Origin of the sequence: Bacteroides sp. Marseille-P8574 (genome assembly GCF_902825465.1) — a bacterium.
GTDB classification, from domain to species: Bacteria; Bacteroidota; Bacteroidia; order Bacteroidales; family Bacteroidaceae; genus Bacteroides; species Bacteroides uniformis.
The window spans coordinates 23,641-44,576 of sequence record NZ_CADEBE010000001.1; the positions used below are offsets into that span (position 1 = coordinate 23,641).

Annotated in this window: 15 protein-coding genes and 2 riboswitches; of the genes, 6 read left to right on the forward strand and 9 right to left on the reverse strand. The window is 52.9% G+C overall.

All coding sequences use genetic code 11. From position 1 onward, the window contains the following. Positions 1 to 2: 2 nt before the first annotated feature. Both HUX74_RS00130 and HUX74_RS00135 read right to left on the reverse strand, forming a co-directional pair. Positions 3 to 1,037: a threonine-phosphate decarboxylase gene (locus HUX74_RS00130; protein WP_057258550.1), complete on the reverse strand. Its 1,035-nt coding sequence runs from the start codon at positions 1,035 to 1,037 to the stop codon at positions 3 to 5. Next, the gene (locus HUX74_RS00135) at positions 1,030 to 2,547 is read right to left on the reverse strand and encodes a cobyric acid synthase (RefSeq protein WP_174645977.1); all 1,518 of its coding nucleotides are present in this window, start codon (positions 2,545 to 2,547) and stop codon (positions 1,030 to 1,032) included. Before HUX74_RS00135 ends, HUX74_RS00130 begins: the two co-directional genes overlap by 8 nt. Before the next feature lie 177 nt (positions 2,548 to 2,724). Between HUX74_RS00135 and HUX74_RS00140 the strand changes: the two genes are divergently transcribed. The 4 genes from HUX74_RS00140 (at position 2,725) to pncB (ending at position 8,968) form a co-directional block, all read left to right on the forward strand. Continuing rightward, on the forward strand, positions 2,725 to 4,152 hold the full coding sequence (locus HUX74_RS00140; RefSeq protein WP_117599550.1) for a TolC family protein: 1,428 nt from the start codon (positions 2,725 to 2,727) through the stop codon (positions 4,150 to 4,152). An 8-nt stretch (positions 4,153 to 4,160) separates the two neighbouring features. After that, positions 4,161 to 5,156 carry an HlyD family secretion protein gene (locus HUX74_RS00145; RefSeq protein WP_174645978.1) on the forward strand — a complete coding sequence of 332 codons (996 nt, stop codon included), beginning with the start codon at positions 4,161 to 4,163 and terminating at the stop codon, positions 5,154 to 5,156. Then, positions 5,153 to 7,543, forward strand: a complete 2,391-nt coding sequence (locus HUX74_RS00150) for an ABC transporter permease (protein WP_174645979.1) — start codon at positions 5,153 to 5,155, stop codon at positions 7,541 to 7,543. Before HUX74_RS00145 ends, HUX74_RS00150 begins: the two co-directional genes overlap by 4 nt. Positions 7,544 to 7,783: 240 nt before the next feature. Further along, positions 7,784 to 8,968 (forward strand): nicotinate phosphoribosyltransferase, encoded by a 1,185-nt coding sequence (gene pncB, locus HUX74_RS00155; protein WP_174645980.1) that lies wholly within the window; start codon positions 7,784 to 7,786, stop codon positions 8,966 to 8,968. A gap of 31 nt (positions 8,969 to 8,999) precedes the next feature. On the opposite strand, the gene HUX74_RS00160 is transcribed toward pncB, so the two are convergent. Together HUX74_RS00160 and HUX74_RS00165 are read right to left on the reverse strand one after the other, a co-directional pair. After that, positions 9,000 to 9,569, reverse strand: a complete 570-nt coding sequence (locus HUX74_RS00160) for a cob(I)yrinic acid a,c-diamide adenosyltransferase (protein WP_022401002.1) — start codon at positions 9,567 to 9,569, stop codon at positions 9,000 to 9,002. Positions 9,570 to 9,716: 147 nt separating this feature from the next. Continuing rightward, positions 9,717 to 11,168 carry a cobyrinate a,c-diamide synthase gene (locus tag HUX74_RS00165; protein WP_174645981.1) on the reverse strand — a complete coding sequence of 484 codons (1,452 nt, stop codon included), beginning with the start codon at positions 11,166 to 11,168 and terminating at the stop codon, positions 9,717 to 9,719. 94 nt (positions 11,169 to 11,262) lie between these two features. On the opposite strand from HUX74_RS00165, the gene HUX74_RS00170 reads away from it, so the two are divergent. After that, positions 11,263 to 12,693, forward strand: a complete 1,431-nt coding sequence (locus HUX74_RS00170) for a phosphotransferase (protein WP_174645982.1) — start codon at positions 11,263 to 11,265, stop codon at positions 12,691 to 12,693. Between the two features lie 25 nt (positions 12,694 to 12,718). Next, positions 12,719 to 13,459, forward strand: a complete 741-nt coding sequence (locus tag HUX74_RS00175; RefSeq protein WP_174645983.1) for a nucleotidyltransferase family protein — start codon at positions 12,719 to 12,721, stop codon at positions 13,457 to 13,459. 107 nt (positions 13,460 to 13,566) lie between these two features. Here HUX74_RS00175 and HUX74_RS00180 read toward each other — a convergent pair whose 3' ends face one another. The 5 genes from HUX74_RS00180 to accC all read right to left on the reverse strand — a co-directional run bounded on the left by HUX74_RS00180 (position 13,567) and on the right by accC (position 20,340). Continuing rightward, a complete protein-coding gene (locus tag HUX74_RS00180; protein WP_174646727.1) occupies positions 13,567 to 15,255 on the reverse strand; it encodes a putative transporter in 1,689 nt (562 codons plus the stop codon). Between the two features lie 155 nt (positions 15,256 to 15,410). Further along, complete coding sequence (locus tag HUX74_RS00185) at positions 15,411 to 16,472, reverse strand: IS5-like element IS1169 family transposase (protein ID WP_174645984.1); 1,062 nt, start codon at positions 16,470 to 16,472, stop codon at positions 15,411 to 15,413. 222 nt (positions 16,473 to 16,694) lie between these two features. Next, positions 16,695 to 18,227, reverse strand: a complete 1,533-nt coding sequence (locus HUX74_RS00190; protein WP_022401007.1) for an acyl-CoA carboxylase subunit beta — start codon at positions 18,225 to 18,227, stop codon at positions 16,695 to 16,697. A 54-nt stretch (positions 18,228 to 18,281) separates the two neighbouring features. Beyond that, positions 18,282 to 18,797 (reverse strand): biotin/lipoyl-containing protein, encoded by a 516-nt coding sequence (locus tag HUX74_RS00195; RefSeq protein ID WP_005836686.1) that lies wholly within the window; start codon positions 18,795 to 18,797, stop codon positions 18,282 to 18,284. Between the two features lie 31 nt (positions 18,798 to 18,828). Beyond that, positions 18,829 to 20,340 carry an acetyl-CoA carboxylase biotin carboxylase subunit gene (accC, locus tag HUX74_RS00200; protein ID WP_117748818.1) on the reverse strand — a complete coding sequence of 504 codons (1,512 nt, stop codon included), beginning with the start codon at positions 20,338 to 20,340 and terminating at the stop codon, positions 18,829 to 18,831. Positions 20,341 to 20,474: 134 nt separating this feature from the next. Next, a riboswitch (cobalamin riboswitch) is annotated at positions 20,475 to 20,680 on the reverse strand. A 42-nt stretch (positions 20,681 to 20,722) separates the two neighbouring features. Then, a riboswitch (cobalamin riboswitch) is annotated at positions 20,723 to 20,931 on the forward strand. Positions 20,932 to 20,936 lie beyond the last annotated feature (5 nt).

Genomic DNA, 20,936 nt, shown 5'->3' on the forward strand with positions numbered 1-20,936 from the left:
GGTTATTCCTCCTCAAGCCATTGTCCTATTGCTTTTACAAGCCTGTCATTCTCCTCCCGGCTCTGGGCGGCTATGCGGAAGAAGTGCTCATTCAGCCCGTCAAAGTTGGAGGCGTCCCGAATCAAGATGCCATGCTCCCCTGCCAGATAGTCTTTCAAGGCGGAAGCCCTACCCATACGGAGGCACACCAGCATGAAATGGGTTTCGGTGGCCCATACTTCCAGTCCTCCCAATGCCTCGAGCGCACTGCGCAGGCGGGCAGCCTCTTGCAAGTAAGACGCCACATCCAGCGGATTGGGAACATCATGTTCCAGCAGATGGAGCCCCGCCTCAATGGCAAGCTGGTTGACCGACCAGGGCATACGGTTGGTACGCAGGCGATGCAGCAGGTGGGGAGCGCCGGTGACATATCCCAGTCGCAGACCGGGAACGGCATAACGCTTGGTCATGGAGTGCAGCAGCAGAACGTTGGGAAATTCCGCCGCCTCGGCAGCAGAGAAAAGCGGACGCAAGGTGAAAAACTCGTAAGACTGGTCGATGACGAAACATACCTGCGGATTATGACTGATAAGTGTTGCCAGATATTCCTTCTCCACGACCGTTCCGGTAGGGTTATTGGGATTGCACAGCCACAGCATGCGCACCTCTTCCGGCAAGCGATACCCCTCGCTCTCCGCAGGAAGCCGATAGAGGGAAGTGACCCGATGGCCGTGCATGCGGCAGGCATCGGCATATTCACTGAAAGTGGGCTGCACAATGGCGGTGTTTGTCCCGCGGAAAGTCTGCGCGGTGAGATAAATGGCTTCGGTAGCTCCGTTCGTCACGCACACTGCCTCGGCAGGAAGACGGTGGCGGCGGGCAAGGCAGGCCTCAAGCGTGTAAGGCTCCGGTTCGGGATAGTTGCCGATGCCGTCAATCCGGGCACACAGATGCGCCTTCAAGGCAGAGAGGTCTACCCTGCTGTAAACGTTCGAGCTGAAGTTTGCCGTAATGGGACGGCTGTATTTATAGGAATCGTCTCCGTGTCCTTCAATCATGGTTCTTTGTCAATATTTGGTAGATAAGCGGCAGGTTGACGTGGCGGCGCACGTGCTCGGCAAGCCTATCGTATTGTTCTTCTTTGAATGTATGGTAATCGAAAGCGCCGGCATTCCCGGACAGTTTGTCTGCAAAAGGCGCAAGCAGGAAATCTATGAATTCCGGATTGTCGAGAATGCCATGAATATAAGTCCCCATGCAGGTGGAGTCCACGTAGTAACCATCGGTAGAGCCGTTCTCCAGAAGATTCAAGGGAGAATCGGGAGTACCTTCCACAGGGGTGGTCACTCCCATATGGATTTCATAGCCCTGCATGAATGGAGAATGGAGAGTGGAAGATGGAGAATGGGGATTGCACAGACCGAACTTCACCTGGCGGGTCACCTTCTCTCCCGACATGCGGGTACTGATGGGCAACAGCCCCAGTCCGGGCAGGCGTTCGATGTCCCCCTCCACATGCTCAGGGTCGAGCACCTCCTGCCCCATCATCTGATAGCCGCCGCAGATACCCATCACGGTGGCACCTTCACGATGGGCACGGATGATGGCAGCCGCCACACCGTTACGGCGCAATTCGTAAAGATCATCAAGCGTGCTCTTGGAACCGGGCAGCAGGATGACGTCGCCCTTTGCCAACTCATCCACATTGTTGGTATAGAAGAGATGTACGCGCGGGTCACGTTCCAGGACATTAAAATCGGTGAAGTTACTGAGGTGGCGCAGCAGAATGACGGCGATGTTCACCTTTCCCTTCTCGGCACGGACAGACTTTGCGGCAAGCGCCACGGAGTCTTCTTCTTCAATGTAGATATCACGGTAGTAAGGTACTACCCCGACAACGGGAATGCCGCAAAGCTCCTCCAGCATCGTAATGCCCGACTCGAAGAGACGTATATCCCCCCGGAACTTGTTGATAAGAATTCCTTTAATGCGTTCCCGCTCATGGGGACGAAGCAACATCAGCGAACCATAGACACTGGCAAACACACCGCCACGGTCAATGTCCCCCACAAGGATTACATCGGCTCCGGCATGCAGGGCCATCGGCAGATTGACAAGGTCGGTATCCCGCAGATTGATTTCGGAGATGCTTCCCGCGCCTTCCAGCACAACGGGATTATAGCGAGCGGCAAGGCGGTCGTAGGCAGCACAAACCTCCCGGCGCAGCTCGTCGCGTCCTTCCTTGCGGAAATACTCATAAGCATTGCGGTTGCCGATAGGACGCCCGTTGAGGACAACCTGCGAGGTGTGGTCCGACTGCGGTTTCAGCAGCAGCGGATTCATGTCCGTGTGGCAAGGCACTCCGGCGGCTTCTGCCTGCACAGCCTGGGCACGGCCTATCTCCAGCCCTTCGGGAGTGGCAAATGAATTGAGCGCCATATTCTGTGCCTTGAACGGTGCGGGCTGATAGCCGTCCTGCTTGAAGATGCGGCAGAAGGCGGCAGCAATGATGCTCTTTCCCACATCACTGCCCGTCCCGGCAAACATAATCGGATGAAGTTTCTCCATAAATTCCATTTTAGCGAATGCAAAGATAGTGCAAATCCGAATATCTCTCCCATTCATAAGCCATATCTTCGGAAACTATTCGTTATATTTGTAACGTTCTATTCAAAAAGATGACTACTGAACAATTCCCACCTCCTCTTGTTTAGAGAAACAAGAACCCCTAAACCGAACGAACTTATGAATAATCTATTATGCCGGAGATTTTTTCCGGCTGCTGCCTGCATGCTGCTTGCCATCGGTGGAGTGGCCGCACAAACCTCCCTTCCCCTTAGCTTCGGTGATGCCCTAAGGCAGATGCAAAACGGCAACCGCAGCCTGAAAATAGCTGACAAGGGAATTGAAGCCGCCCGTGCGGAACGTGACAAACTGAATGCCCTCTGGTACCCCTCCCTGCAAGGTGCCGGTACGTTCGTGCATCTTTCCGAAAAGATAGAGGTAAAACAGCCCCTTTCTCAGTTCACCGACCCGGCAAAGGACTTTGTGCACAACATCGTGCCGGACGACCAATTCATCAGCAGCATACTCGACCAGATAGGCTCCCATACCCTTGCCTTTCCACTGGCTCCACGCAACCTGACTTCCGTCGGCCTGACCGCTGAATGGGTCGTATTCTCCGGCGGCAAGCGCATCCGGGCCTCGAAGATAGGCAACACCATGATAGACATTGCCCGCGAAAACCGGGGACAGACCGATGCCACGCAACGCACCCTGCTGGCAGAAAGCTACTTCGGGCTGAAACTTGCCCAAGAAGTGGTACGCGTGCGGCAGGAGACTTACAACAGCCTGCAACGCCATTACCAGAATGCCCTTAAACTGGAAGCTGCCGGCATGATAGACAAGGCAGGCCGGCTCTTTGCCCAAGTGAATATGGACGAAGCCTCCCGCTCACTGGAGGCTGCCCGGAAGGAGGCCTCCGTCGTGCAAAGTGCCCTACGCACCCTGCTCAACCTGCAAGACACATGCAGCATCCATCCTACCTCGGAGCTTTTCATCAACGACCAACTACCCGCCAAAGAGGAGTTCCTGCAAGCCATGCGGGTGGAGAACTACACCGTGAACCAACTGCAACTGCAGTCACAGATTGCCCGCCAGCAGCTCCGCATCGACCAGAGCGGCTACCTGCCGGACATCGCCGTATTCGGCAAGCAGACCCTCTATGCCCACGGCATACAAAGCAATCTTCTCCCTCGCACCATCGTAGGCGTGGGATTCACCTGGAACCTGTTCGACGGACTGGCACGTGAGAAGCGCATCCGCCAGTCGAAGATAGCCCAGCAGACCCTTGCCCTGGGACAAGAAAAAGCCAAAGAAGACCTGAGCGTAGGCATCGACAAGCTCTACACCCAACTGCAAAAGGCACAAGACAACGTACGCGCCTTGAATACCACCATCGAGCTGAGCGAAGAGCTGGTGCGAATCCGCAAGAAATCCTTTGCCGAAGGCATGGCAACCAGTACCGAGGTCGTAGATGCGGAAACGATGCTGGCAACCGTCCGCGTGGCGCGTCTGGCAGCCTACTACGAATATGATGTGGCACTGATGAACCTGCTGGCTATCTGCGGAACGCCGGAACGGTTCGAGAAATATTTCGAGACAACTTATTAAAACCTATTATGAAAATCAATAATAAAAGCATCAGCATTGCATTCGTCATTATCCTGGCCGCAACGGTCATCATTTCGCTTGCCGGCATGTTACTCATGAGCCGGCAGCCCCTGGTCCTGCAAGGACAAGTGGAAGCAACGGAAATACGTATCAGCGGAAAGCTGCCCGGACGTGTGGACTCCTTCCTCGTACAAGAGGGCGACTGGGTGAAGGCAGGCGATACGCTTGTCGTCATCAACAGCCCCACCATCGAAGCCAAATACCGCCAGGTGAATGCCCTGGAGCAGGTGGCCCAGGAGCAGAACAAGAAGATAGACGCCGGCACCCGCCGCCAGATTGTGGCCACCGCCCGGCAACTCTGGAACAAGACGCAGAGCGACCTTGCCCTCGCCAAGACCACTTACCAGCGCATTGTAACGCTTTATAAGGACAGTGTCGTCACCTCCCAGCGGCGTGACGAGGTGGAAGCCATGTACAAAGCTGCCCAAGCCGCCGAACGTGCCGCCTACGAGCAATACCAGATGGCCGTAGACGGAGCGCAGAGCGAGGACCGCGCCTCGGCCCGCAGCCTGGTGGAAGCGGCGCGAAGCACCGTCGATGAAGTCTCCTCCCTCCTCGTCGACTCCCGTCTCACCGCTCCCGAAGACGGCCAGATAGCCACCATCTTCCCCAAACGCGGAGAACTGGTGGCTCCCGGAACTCCCATCATGAGCCTCGTCGTGATGGACGATGCACACGTGGTACTGAACATACGCGAGGACCTGATGCCGCAATTCAAGATAGGAGGCACTTTCCGTGCCGATGTCCCCGCCATCGACGGCAAGGACATTGAATTCCGCATCTATTACATCAGTCCGCTGGGCAGCTTCGCCACCTGGAAATCCACCAAACAGACGGGCAGCTATGACATGCAGACGTTCGAGATACACGCACGTCCCACACAGCAGGTAGAGGGATTGAGACCGGGGATGTCCGTACTCTTAAAAATGAAGAATAAAAAATGAAAGATAAAGAATTTGGCTACGCAATGAAAGCGCTCCGCATGGTTATCCGTCGCGAATGGCACCGCATGACCTCCCGCCGTCTATACCTCGGCGTCTGCCTCGTGCTGCCTTTGTTCTGTCTGTTCTTCATGGCCACCATCTTCGGAAACGGACAGATGGAGAACATCCCCGTGGGTATCGTCGACCTGGACAACACTGCCACTTCGCGCAATATCTCCCGACGCATCTCTGCCGCCCCCACCTTCCGTGTGATGGAGCACTTCACCGACGAAGCCGACGCCCGCCGGGCATTGCAACAGAAGGACATATACGGCTACCTCGTCATCCCGCCCCGCTTCGAACAGAAGGCGGTGACGGGAGCTGGCGCAACGCTCACCTATTATTACCACTATGCCCTCCTCTCGGTAGGCAGCGAGCTGATGGCGGCGTTCGAGAATACGCTTGCCTCCGTGGCGCTCTCGCCCATCGTGATGCAGGCCGAAGCACTGGGAGTAAGCGGAGAACAGATACAGACCTTTCTGCTCCCCGTAGAAGCCAGTACCCATCCCCTCTACAATCCGGACATGGACTACTCCATCTACCTGAGCCAGCCTTTCTTTTTCGTACTGTTCCAGATACTCATCCTGCTCACCACCGTCTACTCCATAGGCAGCGAACTGAAATTCGGCAGCGTCGGCGAATGGCTGGAGACGGCACGAGGCAATATCCTCACTGCCGTAGCAGGGAAACTGCTGCCCTATACCCTCATCTTCTCGTCCATCGGTATCCTGGCAAACTATGTACTGTTCGGCCCGCTACATATCCCCTTCGCTGGCAGTCTGTGGCTGATGAATGCAATGACCGTGCTCTTCATCATCGCTACCCAGGCATTGGCGGTCTTTATCTATTCTGTCTTTCCCAAGATTGCCTATATCATCAGTGTAGTATCCATGGTGGGGTCGTTGGGGGCTACGCTGTCCGGAGTCACGTTTCCCGTTACAGCCATGTATGCGCCCGTGCATGCGGCCTCCTACCTCTTCCCCGTGCGGCACTTCACGGAGGCGGCACAAGCCATGATTTACTTCGATGCAGGGTTTGCCTACTTCTGGCAGTCGGTAGCTACACTCTTCATCTTCTTGCTGGCAGCACTACTGATACTGCCGTTGCTGAAATGGTGGATAAAAAAGGAAACGAGGGAAGAAGCAATCCCCACCTCCCCATCACCTTGCACACCTACCGCATTGTCAACAGCTTCCGTCATCCGCCACGAATGGCATGCCATCGCCACCAATCCCGCCATCCTGCTCGTGCTGGCAGGCGGTATCTTCCTCTACGGACTGCTCTACAACTACATGTACGCCCCCAACCTGGTGCGCAAGGCTCCCGTCGCAGTGGTAGACCTCTCCCACTCCGCCCTCAGCCGCGAATACATCCGACTGCTCGACGCCACTCCCCAGACCGCCGTCTACGGCCAGACACCCAACATCCTCGAAGCCCGCCAATGGATGAAGCAGGGCGACGTGGCAGGCATCCTTTACCTGCCTGCCGACTTCGAGGCACGTGTGGCACGGGGCGAGACTTCGGTCTTCGTACTCTATGCCGCCACGGACACTTTCCTCAACTTCAAAGGACTGCAAGAATCCAGTGCGCGCGTCATGCTTGCCGTGAACGATGCCCACCGCATGGAGGGCACCGTATTCCTACCTCCGCAAGGAGTGCTGGCAGTGGCTTCGTCCGCTCCCGTCAGCGTGTCCGGCACGGCGCTCTACAACTATAGGGAGGGGTACGGTTCGTATCTGATTCCAGCCGTCCTAATTGTCATCATCTTCCAGACGATGCTGATGGTGATTGCCATGCTGACGGGCGAGGAAGCGGAAGCCCAAAGAAAGGGAATACAGCTGATGCATGCCGGCTCGCTAAAGGATGTATGGCGGATTGTCGGGGGCAGGACCTTCGTATACTTCATGCTGTATGTGGTGTTCTCCCTATTCCTGCTGGGACTGCTGCCGCATCTGTTCAGCATCCCCCACATCGGCAGCGGAGGAGACATCGTCACAATGATGATACCCTTCCTGCTGGGCACGAGTTTCCTTGCCCTGGCCGTCTCCCGCTGGTTTACAGACTCCGAAGCGCCGTTGCTGATGATAGCCTTCTTCTCTGTGGGCTATATCTTCCTTTCGGGCGTGTCTTATCCGCTGGAACTGATGCCGTGGTATTGGCAGGCAGCCCACTATCTGTTTCCGGCAGGTCCTGCCGTACTTGCTTTTGTAAAACTGAATTCAATGGGTGGAACGCTGGCCGACGTATGGCCGCAGATGCTGACGATGTGGATACAAGTATTGGTCTATGGAACTTTGGCGCTCTGCACTACACGCCACCTCTACGGAGAAGGAAAAGTGAAGGCATAAAAAAAGGCTATCTATCCCAGACAGCCAATCTTTTGTTAACCTTAAATCTAATACTATGAAAAACACATTACAAATATACGGACTTCTCCGAATTCTCCAAAATTTCCGCCCATAACAGCCTTATTTATAACATGGTTTAATAGGAATATGCCGTTGTTAACAGATAGAGGCTGGTCAAATAAGAAATTTTCACTATCTTCATCCCCAAAATCGAACATCATAACCAAAGAATATTCTGCCATGATTCATACCATACTCGATACAGACCTTTACAAATTCACCACCTCGTATGCCTACATCAAATTGTTTCCCTATGCCATGGGTACTTTCAGTTTTAAGGACAGAGACGACACCGCCTATACGGACACGTTTCTGAAGGAACTGCAAGAGGCGGTGGACAGCCTGACACAAACCGTACTCACTGCCGAAGAGCTGGAGTACATGACCTGCCACTGCCGTTTCCTGCCGAGGGTCTATTGGGAGTGGCTCTCCTCCTTCCGCTTCCAGCCGGAGAAGGTAAGCATCCATCTGGACGAGGACCGGCACCTGAACATTGAAATCACGGACTATCTGTACAAGGCCACCCTTTACGAAGTCCCTCTGCTTGCCATCGTATCCGAAATAAAGAACCGTTCTTTGGGAAACGTGGCCGACATGGACGGCATACTCTGCAAACTTTCCGAAAAGGTGGCACTCTCCAACCGGCGCCAGCTGTATTTTTCGGAGTTCGGCACCCGGAGACGCTTCTCGTTCGAAGTGCAGGACAAAGTCATAGGCCGTCTGAAGGAAACCGCCGAATACTGTACCGGGACTTCCAACTGCCACTTCGCCATGAAATACGGCATGAAGCCTATGGGGACGCATCCGCATGAATGGTTCATGTTCCACGGCGCACAGTTCGGCTACAAACACGCCAACTACATGGCCTTGGAAAACTGGGTGAACGTGTACGACGGCGACTTGGGCATCGCACTGTCCGATACCTATACCTCCGGCATTTTCCTAAGTAACCTGAGCCGCAAGCAGGCCAAACTATTCGACGGTGTACGCTGCGACTCCGGCGATGAATTCGATTTCACCGACAAGCTCGTTGCCCGCTACCGCGAACTGGGCATCGACCCTACCACTAAAACCATCGTCTTCAGCAATGCGCTCGACTTTGGCAAGGCACTCGACATCCAGGAGCATTGCAGGGGCAAAATCCGCTGCTCCTTCGGCATCGGCACCAATCTGACGAATGATACCGGTTTCAAGCCCTCCAACATCGTAATGAAACTGACGCAGTGCAAGATGAACGTCAACCAGGAATGGCGCGAATGCGTGAAACTGTCCGACGATGCAGGAAAGCATATCGGCAGTGAAGCGGAAGTACGGGCATGTCTGTATGATTTAAGGCTCGGACAGCAAGCAGGAACTCTCTGCTGAAAACAGCTTCCCGGCAGTTAGCGATAAGCGCTTACTGTCTTTTCCTTTTGTAGGCAAACTCCTGCCATTTCTCCTCCGGCCAGTCCTGCCGCTGCATCTCCATGCGGGCCATGACGAAGAACAAGTCCGAAAGGCGGTTGATGAAGCGCAGGATATCCTCGTTCACGGGGTCTTGGCGATGGAGTGTCCACAAACGGCGTTCGGCACGGCGGGCCACGGTACGGGCAAACTGCAGTTGGGCTGATATGGGAGTGCCACCGGGCAAAAGGAAGTAGCCGTTGTCCGTCAGCAGGACGGTCATGGCATCCATCTCCTGCTCACAGCGCAGCGTGAGCTCTGCGGCAGAAAGCGGATTAGGGTTCACCACTCCCGAGGGAGTGGCCACATGGCTCATCACCACCATCAGTTCCCGCTGGACAGCATGCAGCAACTCCTGCCAACCATCTTCTGCCGCCAGCATGGAGCGCACGATACCAATCACGGCATTCAATTCATCAAGGCATCCGTTTGCCTCGATACGGATGTCATCTTTCGGCACACGCGCGCCACCATGAATACCCGTTGTTCCTTTGTCTCCAGTTTTGGTATAGACTCTTTTCATACTCTATTTGATAAATCAGTAGGGTCTTCCAAAGAAGACAAGCGATAAGTATTCAGTTTCATAATCATAATATATTTAAATGAAAACAAAGATACTCCACTATTTCAAGAACACAAACGAAATTACATAAAATATCAATGCGCTATTTTAGAGTTCACCGAACAAAGCCATCACATCCACCTCGCCCCAATACAGATGCGTATAACTGGCTATCAGGTTCTTATAGCGAAAGACGGGAGTGGTTACCTTCTCTCCTTTGGCATTGTAAACCTGCGCTATCGAGGGAGGAAGACTGCACGCACCACCTTCTTTTCCATCAGTTTCGGGCACGGCAAACTGCGTATAATGGAATTCGTGTCCTTTAAGCCGCCATCCGTTATAGTCGAACCGGCGGTATCCCAATGTCAGTTTCCTGCGTTTACGCTCGTTTGTAACGCTGAAAGGTAATACTCCTACCATCTCATTTCTGATATTGCCTACACTGCTCCCGGCGTTTCTTCCATCGCTTCCGCTGCTTCTCCCGCCATCTCCGGCGATTCTTCCATCGGTATCAATACTTCCCCCGTCCGTATCCCCATCAGAAAGAACGGACTGCGAAAGATATATCATCCCCCCGCATTCTGCCAGCGTCCTGCCACCAGCCTCTATATAGCTGCGGATAGACTCCCTGGCAAGCCTTGCCCCGGCAAGTTCCTCCAGACGGTTCTCGGGATAGCCGCCGGGCAGATAGAGCAAATCCGTCTCTTGCGGAATAGCCCGGTCCTGCTCCGGATTGAAGAAAGTGACCGTGCCCATACGGCGCAGAATATCCAGATGCTCCGCATAGAGGAAGGAAAAGGACTCTTCGTTGCGCGCTACCGAGATATGCAGCTTCCCCGGCTCTGATAGTACCGACTTCTCCTCCACAGCCGCCGCAGGCAATGGAAGCCCGATTATCGAGAGCAGCAGTTCCCAGTCCACATGTTCCTCCAGCAAGCCTGCCAGCATGTCCAGCCCCTCCGTCTCCTTAGAACGGCTGAAATCCAGCCCCAGATGGCGTGACTCCTGCTCCAGTTCCTTCCGTTTGGGCAGATAGCCCAGACAAGTCACGTTCAAGTCTTCACAGACCTCCTGCAGCATCCGGTAGTGGTGGGGTGAGCCGACACGATTGAAGATAACTCCCGCAATACGTATATCCGGACGGAAATTGATGAACCCCGACAACAAAGGAGCCATGGAATAGGCAGCCGACTTGGCATCGACCACCAGCACCACAGGAATACCCAAGAGCCGTGCCACTTCTGCCGACGAGCCCCGGTCGCGGTCGTACCCGTCGTACATCCCCATCATCCCCTCGACCACGGCAACATCAGCATCTGCCGAATAGCGTGCATACAGACTGCTTACGTGCTCCTGAGATGCCATGAAAGTATCCAGATTGATGGAAGGACGGCCGCATACCGCCTCGTGATACTTGGTATCTATATAATCGGGACCGCACTTGAAAGGCTGCACCTTCAGACCTTTCTTCACAAACAATGCCATCAGTCCACGACTGACGGTGGTCTTTCCACTGCCCGATGTAGGGGCGGCTATGAGAAACTGAGGAATGGAATCCATTATGAAGCTATCAAATTAAATATTTTCCTCCTGCAAAGGTAAGCATATCTCCGACAAAAGTTTTATCTTAGCTGCGAAAATAAAACATACCACCATGATAACCGAAGAACTTAAGAAACTCTACATCGCACATACCGGACACGAACCGGAACAGATTGACGAACTCCCCTCCTCCGGCTCCAACCGCCGTTACTTCCGCCTCATCGGAAGTCCTACACTTATCGGCGTCAGCGGAGAGTCTGTGGAGGAGAACCGCGCCTTCCTCTACATGGCAGAACATTTCCGCCAGAAAGGACTGCCCGTACCGCAAGTGTTCATCCGCTCCGAAGATGATATCTATTATCTGCAAGAAGACCTGGGCGACTCGCTCCTATTCAATGCCATCGAGAAAGGCCGCAAGACCAGCGTATTCGGCGAGGATGAGAAGCGGTTACTGCGCAAGACCATCCGTCTGCTGCCCGCCGTGCAGTTTGCCGGAGCCGACGGCATGGACTTCTCCTACTGCTACCCGCAGGCAGAGTTCAACAGCCGCAGCATTCTGTGGGACCTGAACTACTTTAAATACTGCTTCCTCAAGGCTACGGGGATGGACTTTCAGGAAGACCGGCTGGAGGACGACTTCCAGAAGATGGCAGACGTGTTGCTCCGTAGCAGCTCCGCCACCTTCATGTACCGCGACTTCCAGAGCCGTAACGTCATGATAAAGGACGACGAACCATGGCTCATCGACTTCCAGGGCGGACGCAAAGGTCCGGTCTACTACGACGTTGCCTCCTTCTTGTGGCAGGCCAAAGCAAACTATCCCGACAGCCTGCGCCAAGAGTTGCTGAAGGAATACATCGACGCCCTGCGCAAGTACCAGCCCGTGGACGAGGCTTATTTCTATGCCCAGCTTCGCCACTTCGTATTGTTCCGCACCATGCAGGTGCTGGGTGCCTACGGTTTCCGCGGTTACTTCGAGAAGAAGCCCCACTTCATACAAAGTGTCCCCTTCGCCATCGAGAACCTGCGCCAGCTGCTCCAGGAGCCTTACCCCGAATATCCTTACCTCTGCCGGATTCTGCGCGAGCTCACCGAACTGAAACAGTTTACAGACGACCTGCAAAAGCGCCGCCTCGTGGTGAAAGTCACCAGCTTTGCCTACAAGAAAGGCATCCCCGAAGATTCCACGGGCAATGGAGGAGGTTTCGTCTTTGACTGCCGCGCCGTGAACAACCCCGGCAAGTACGAGCGTTACAAACCCTTCACGGGACTGGACGAACCCGTTATCCGCTTCCTGGAAGACGACGGCGAGATAGCCGTATTCCTGGAGCATGCCTACGCCCTTGTCGACGCTTCCGTAAAGCGCTACATGGAACGCGGCTTCACCAATCTGTCTGTCTGCTTCGGCTGCACCGGCGGACAGCACCGCTCCGTATATTCGGCACAACACCTGGCGGAACATCTGCACAAGAAGTTCGGCGTGCAAGTGAACCTGATACATAGAGAACAGAATATTGAACAGACGTTTAAGGCCAAAGTTTAATGTGCTAATGTGAGAATATGCCAATATGAAAGCCATGATTTTCGCCGCCGGCCTGGGCACCCGGTTGCGCCCCTTGACGGACCACATGCCCAAGGCCCTCGTTCCCGTAGCAGGAAAGCCCATGCTGGAACGGGTGATACTGCGGTTGAAGGAAGCAGGATTCAACGAGATAACGGTCAATATCCACCACTTCGGGGAGCAGATTATCGACTTCCTCCGTGCCCACGACAACTTCGGCACGGAGATTCACATCAGCGACGAACGCGGCATGCTGCTCGACACCGGAGGAGGCATCAAAAAGGCACGCTCCTTTCTGGACGGACAAGAACCTTTCCTGGTGCACAACGCGGATATTCTGACGGACATCGACCTTGCAGGCCTCTACCGCCACCATCTGGAGAGCGATGCGGAGTCTACCCTGCTCGTGAGCGAGCGCAAGACTTCCCGCTATCTCCTTTTTGACGACGACTACCACCTGCACGGCTGGATAAACAAGTCCACCGGAGAGGTGAAACCGGCAGGCTTCGACTACCGGGAAACGAAGTACCGGGAACTCGCCTTCGGAGGTATCCACATCATCTCCCCCTTCCTCTTCCACCTGATGGACGATGGGCAGTGGAACGGCAAGTTCTCCATCATTCCTTTCTACTTGTCCGCCTGCACAAAGGTGCACATACAAGGCTATCCGCTGCAAGGATTCCGCTGGTTCGACATCGGCAAACCGGAGACACTGGCACAAGCGGAGGAATACTACAAACAAAAATAACAAGTAATGTAAAGCAGCCTGACATTACTTGTTAGCTCCCTTTACATTACTTGTTATCAAATCAATCCGTGCACCACAGATTGACACAGATTATCCATGGTGAACCCCTACGCCAACGCCAGTATCAGCAACTGAGCCGTCAGCACCCGCAGGAACATAGCCAACGGATAGACCGTGGCGTATCCCACCGCAGGGGCATCGCAGGATGTCAAGTCCGAGGAATAGGCCAATGCAGGTGGATTGGTGTTAGCTCCGGACAGCACACCTATCAGCGTATAGTAGTTCAGCTTCCAGAAATAGCGCCCCATGAATCCTGTCACCAGCAACGGGATAACCGTGATGATGGCCCCATAGCCAATCCACACATAGCCGCCTTCGTAGATAATGGTATCGATGAATCCCTTTCCTGCACCCAACCCCACGCAGGCCAGGAACAAGGCGATACCGATTTCGCGTATCATCAGATTGGCACTCATCGTCGTGTAGGTTATCAGCTTATATTGAGGCCCGAAACGGCTGATGAGGATGGAAACCACCAACGGTCCGCCGGCCAATCCCAGTTTCACGGGTTGGGGAATGCCGGGGAACATGAACGGCAGACTGCCCAAGATACATCCCAGGGCAATACCCAGGAAGATAGGAATCAAGTTGGGATGGTTGAGACGCTTCAGCGAGTTACCCAGCACCTTCTCCGCATGACTCACGGCAAGCTCGCTGCCTACAATCGTCACACGGTCTCCCATCTGCAACTGCAAGTGGGGAGTTGCCACCAGATCCACGCCCGAACGGTTGATACGGGTGATGCAGGCACCGAAGTTGTTACGTATCTTGAGCTGAGACAGAGACTTGCCGTTCAGTTCCGGCTTGGTGATGAGGATGCGGCGTGAAATCAAGTTCTTGTCCTCCCGTTCCCACTCCACCGAAATTTTTCTTCCGAAGAAGGCAACAATGGCCTCCACATCTTTCGGGTTGGCAATGAACAGAATTTCATCCTGCATGTGCAGCACCGTATCGGCATTCGCCAGTTCTGTTTCCTGACTGCCGGTGTGCCGGATGCGGGAGATGACAAACGCACGGTTCAACAATGGTTTCACATCTCTGATCCGCTTGCCGTCTATTGCCTCATTGCGTATCTCTACCGATATGGGACGCACGGTCAGCTCCTGCAGATGACCCAGCCCGTGCTCGGCATCCTCCTCTTCTTTTTGGGTGTTAATCCGCATGAAAATCTTCAAGGCTAGCAGCGCCAGGATGCAGCCCACCACACCCAGCGGATAGGCAACGGCATATCCGAGTGCGATTTCCGGAGCATCCACCCCGTTGAGGTCACTGTTTGCCTGCTGGGCAGCACCCAGACCGGGGGTATTGGTCACGGCTCCGGACAAGATACCCACCATCGTAGTAATGGGGATTCCGGTGGCAAAGTGCAACACAATGGTGATAACCACGCTGAGGAAGACGGAAAGCATTGCTACCATGTTCAGCGTAAGTCCGCCCTTCTTGAAAGCGGAGAAGAATCCCGGTCCCACTTGCAGACCGATGGAATAGACAAACAGTATCAAGCCGAACTCCTTCAGGAAGTGCAGCAGATGTTCGTCGAGGTTCATGTCGAAATGTCCGAAGACAATGCCCACAAACAAAATCCAGGTGACACCCAGCGAGATGCCTGCCACTTTCAACTTGCCCAGCATGATACCGAAGGTGATGACCAGGGACAGAATCAGGACAGAGTGTGCCACTCCTCCGCCCCAAAGATTGGGATAACCCTCAAAGAGGTTTCTTAAGGTGAGTTCTATCAATTCAATTTATCCTCTTGTATCAGACAGCAGAACTCTTTAACTGCCCAATTTGTGAGCTTTAGTCTTTCAAATTTAGCGAATATTTTCTACCCCCCCAATTTTTACAATAATTAACTTGTGTTTGTTGTAAAAATTGGATGTGCAGGCATAATTCACCCCAACAACTCAGGTTTCAGCCTGATTATTTGCGTGTAACGACTGATGTTATACACAAGACTGGTGAGTGCTACATTGGCTTTAGCACGAATAAGCCCTACTGTACGCACCACAAGTCCACGCATGGTTTGTTCCTCAAACCCGAATACATGCTCGACAAGGCAACGTGTCTTGGATTTTTTCCTATTGTCTGATTTCTGCTCCTTGGTAAGCGGACGGTTACGGTAGCCCTTTTCGCAAATTATCGGATTCATCTTATGCTGTTTTACAATCTCCTCTTGTCCGACATAACCGGCGTCCAAATACAAGTCCTTGCCTTCGTCTTTTTCATCCAGCAGTCCTTCAAAGCCTTTGGAATCATGCACTTCTGCCGACGTGGTATCATAAGAAAGTATGATCTTATTGCGTTTCTCAACTTTAGTATGCTGCTTGTAGCCGTAAAAAGTCTCATCACGCTTCTTTGTCCAGCGGGCATCTACATCCTTGTGGCACTTCTTGTGGGGATTGTCATTCCACAACTTATTACCCGCTCCCTGTTTTATCTGCTCATTTTCATCACGGGTGTTACGTTGGCGAGGGGCAATAACAAAACTGGCATCAATGATGCGACCCTCATTGAATTGCAGACCCTTACTTTCCATGAAACTATGAAATTCCGAAAAAAGCTTGTCATAAACGCCTGTATTTGTCAGGAGTTCGCGATACTTCCACACCGTCTTCTCGTCAGGAACATCGTCAACACATTCAATACCAAGAAACTTGCGGAACCTCGTACGTTCAACTATCTGATACTCTATCTGATGGTCACTCAAACCATAATAACGCTGAAGAAACAAGACCTTGAACATCAGCACACAGTCTATCGGCGGACGACCGGCATTACTTTTGCGCTCTCCGGTAAAAAGGGCTGATTCAAGAGTAGGACGAAAGATCTCAAAATCAACATACTGAGACAACACTTCAAGAGGATTGCCCATTTCATTCAAACGCAATTCACGATTCTCTGACTCAAATAGTTGATTATAACGAAGCTTACGGTATCGGGATAACTTGTTCATTATAAAATTCTTATTTTCTGCAAATTTACGCTCTTGGAACCATATAAACAACTGTACTACAATATTTTAATTTATAGAACTCCTCTTAATAGTTCCATAGTTTCTATCTTTAGTTTTTACTTTTTATTACTGTTTAATTCTTAATTCTCTATTTAAAAAGTATATCCCCACAGAAATCACTTCTCCGGGGATACGCATTTCACACATAAAAAATAACTACTATTATAAAGGCATGTTGCCGTGCTTTTTCGGTGGATTGCTCTGATTCTTGTTGTGTGCCATCTCCAATGCCTGCACCAGCTTGTAGCGGGTGTCACGCGGCATGATGACCTCATCTATGAGGCCACGCTCGGCGGCACGGTAAGGGTTGGAGAACTTGTCTTCATACTCCTTGATAATCTCCTGCTTCTCTTCGGCAGAGGACTTGCGGTAGAGGATGTTCACTGCACCCTCGGCACCCATCACGGCGATTTCCGCCTGCGGATAAGCCAGGTTCACGTCGGCACCCGTCGGCTTGCTGGACATCACGATGTAGGCGCCGCCGTATGCCTTGCGGGTAATCAGCGTTATCTTGGGCACGGTAGCCTCAGCGTAGGCATAGACAATCTTGGCGCCGTGACGGATGATGCCGTTGTGCTCCTGCATCGTTCCGGGCAAGAAGCCGGGAACATCTTCGAAGGTTATCAGCGGGATGTTGAAGCAGTCGCAGAAACGAATGAAACGTGCCGCCTTGTCGCTGGCATCAATATCGAGCACACCCGCCAAATAGGCAGGTTGGTTTGCCACGATACCTACCGAACGCCCGTTCAGACGACCGAAACCGATAACGACGTTCTTGGCAAAGTGAGGCATCACTTCGAAGAAGTACTGGTTGTCCAGCACCGGTTCTATAATATCCTTGATGTCATAGGGCATGTTCGGGTCTTCGGGGATGACGGTCTGAAGCGTCTCTACCCGGCGATGGATATCGTCGGAACAGGGAGTGAAGGGAGCATCTTCCATATTGTTGGACGGCAGGAAGCTCAGCAGCTCGCGGATGCTCATCAGTGTCTCCTCCTCCGTATTGCACATGAAGTGAGTAACGCCGCTCTTGCTGCTATGCGTATAGGCACCGCCCAGTTCCTCCTTGTCCACCTCCTCGTGGGTCACGGTCTTTACCACGTCCGGACCGGTGATGAACATGTGGCTCTGCTCCTTTACCATGAAGATAAAGTCGGTAAGCGCCGGAGAGTAGCATGCCCCACCGGCACACGGACCCAGAATAGCGGATATCTGCGGAATGACACCCGACGCAATGGTATTCTGATAGAAGATGGAGGCATAGCCTGCCAAGCTGTTCACACCTTCCTGGATGCGTGCGCCGCCCGAATCGTTGAGGGCAATGACGGGAGCGCCGTTCTTCAGGGCAAGCTGCTGCACCTTCACAATCTTTGCGGCATTCGTCTCGCTGAGCGAACCGCCGTGCGCCGTGAAGTCGTAGGCATAGACAAATACAAGGCGGCCGTCTATCTTTCCGTAACCGGACACCATGCCGTCTCCGGCAATCTGTTTCTTCTCCATGCCGAAGTTGGTGCAACGGTGGTTCACGAACTTGTCCAGCTCATTGAACGAGCCTTTGTCCAGCAGCATGTCAATACGTTCGCGGGCAGTCATGCGGCCGGAGGCGTGTTGTTTCTCTATCTTGTCTACGCCCCCACCCAGCGAGGCACGTTTATCCAGTTCCTCAAACTGGCGATATATTTCTTCTCTGTTCATATTTGCATTTACAATTTAGTGATTTATAATATACGGACTGAATGCGACTCGGGATTATTCCTCCTTTATCAACTCCAATTCAATCAATACCTGGTTGGCATTCACCGGTTCGCCCTCGCTCACGAGGATGTTGCGGACGATGCAGTCGGCATTTACCTTATAGTTACTCTGCATCTTCATGGCTTCCAGCACCACGGCAATGTCTCCGGCAGCCAGTCGGTCGCCCACCTTGACGGGGATGCTCACTACCTTGCCCGGCATCGGCGCCAGAATCTTGTCGCCCTGCTTCTCGTCGGCTCCTTTCTTCATGTGCAGATACTTGGCTTGCGTGTCTACAATGTCTACGTGGAAGGAACGCTGGAGCATGCTGATGTCATAGCTCTTTCCTCCCTCGCCGCGCACAAGGCCTGCATTGAACGAGTTTCCGTTGTGCAGGATGGAGCAACTTCCGTTCTCTGCCATCACAATGTCCACTTCGTAGGGCTTTCCGTCAATGGTAAGCTGAACCTTATTCCCTTCCTTACCCACCAGGGTAATGTCTGCTATACGGTCTCCTATATGTATTTCCATTATTAAATTTCCATTATCAATTTTCCATTCCTTAAATCCTAAGCACTCCCTTCTGCAAGCCGAATTCCCTCCAACGGCTGATGGGGCGGCCATCGGACAGCTGTGCCGAAACGTTCTCCTCCAGATTAACCAGATAGTCCATATAGGCGGCTATCATGGCAATGTTCTCCAACTCTTCGTTGGTGGTATTGGTGCGTACCAGCATGCGGGCGTTCTTCTCGATAAAGAGGGTGTTGTACTCTCCCTTCACAAAGTCGGGCACGTGCATGATGCGCTTCAGATAGGCAAGGTTGGTCTTTACGCCCGTAATCTTGTACTCATAGAGCACACGGCGCATACGCTCGATGGCATACTGGCGGGTGGTTGCCCATACGATGAGCTTACCTATCATGGGGTCGTAGTAGATGGGAATCTCATAGCCGTCGTACACATAGCTGTCTATGCGCACACCGATTCCGTTCGGTTCCGTCAGTTGCTTGATGACACCGGGAGACGGCATGAAGTTGTTTTCCGTATCTTCGGCACAGATGCGGCACTCTATGGCATGACCGCGCTGGAACAGGTCCTCCTGCTTGAGGTGCAACACCTCGTCGTTGGCAATACGGATTTGCTCTTTCACCAGGTCTACGCCTACCACCTCTTCCGTGATGGGGTGCTCCACTTGCAGGCGCGTATTCATTTCGAGGAAATAGAAACGGCGGTTCTTGTCTACCAGAAACTCGATGGTACCTGCACCGGAGTAGTTCACTGCCTTTGCTGCAGCAACCGCCTTCTCTCCCATTTCCCGGCGCAATTCCGGCGTAAGGAAGGGTGACGGGCTTTCTTCTACCACCTTCTGGTTGCGGCGTTGCACGGAGCATTCGCGGTCGAAAAGGTGGATAACGTTGCCGTGGTTGTCGCCCAATATCTGGAACTCGATGTGATGCGGTTCTTCCACGAACTTCTCCAGATAGACCGTGTCGTCTCCAAAGGAGGACATGGACTCGGAGCGTGCCGTGTTGTAGGCTTCCACCACTTCGCTCTCGTTATGGATAAGGCGCATACCTTTACCACCGCCACCCATAGACGCCTTCAGCATCACGGGGTAGCCTATCTCGTTGCAGATACGCACGGCTTCTTCGGCACTCTGCAAAGGTTGTTCCGTTCCGGGAACCACGGGTACGCCTGCCGCAATCATTCGCTTGCGGGCAGCTATCTTGTCGCCCATCGCCTCCATCGTCTCGGCGGCGGGACCGATAAAGATAATCCCTTCCTCCTTGCAACGGCGTGCAAACTCCGAGTTCTCCGACAAAAAGCCGTAACCCGGATGGATGGCATCGGCACCGCATCGCTTTGCCGTGGCAATCACTTTTTCAATATTCAGATAACTCTCTTTTGCCACGGCCGGTCCTATCGGATAAGCCTCATCGGCATATGCCACATGATGAGAGGTGCGGTCGGCCTCGGAGAAGACCGCAACCGTAAGCAGTCCCATCTCCCGGCACGAACGCATGACGCGCAAGGCAATCTCACCTCTGTTGGCAATCAATACTTTCTTAATCATTTTACTTTTTCTTTAATATATAAAGGATATATATAGTCACACCACAATTCGGACATACCTTCAACAAAGGCATTCCATTTCTTGTTTAAATGTTCAACTAATATCTTCGTACTGTCTTCCTAACCCACGAGCAAAGGCAGCCTTTAATGAATGGCAGGTCTTCTGACTGACTCCTAATCCTGAAGCCTTCCCGATATTTCAATGCATATCAGTGGCAAAGGTGTTTTTCATGATATAAACGGAGCTTCACAGCAGCGGGACTGTCCGGGATTTACACCCGATTCCCTTTTAATCCAGATGATGGAAACATGCATCCGGAACCAATTCGCGGGCAAAGATAAGAAAAATTATCAGGAGTATTCGCAAACCTAATAGTTTTTGTTATCTTTGTCCCAGTTTTGGTTTCACCTCTCCCGGTTCTGTTGGAGATGAGTGATGAAAAAGGGAATCAGGTGCAAATCCTGAACAGACCCGCTGCTGTAAGTCCTTCCAAAATCTTTGAATATTCTACAAGCCACTGTCCGCCTGGCGGATGGGAAGGCATTCAAAGAGGGATAAGTCAGAAGACCTGCCAAGACAACATAGTTTTAGTGCTT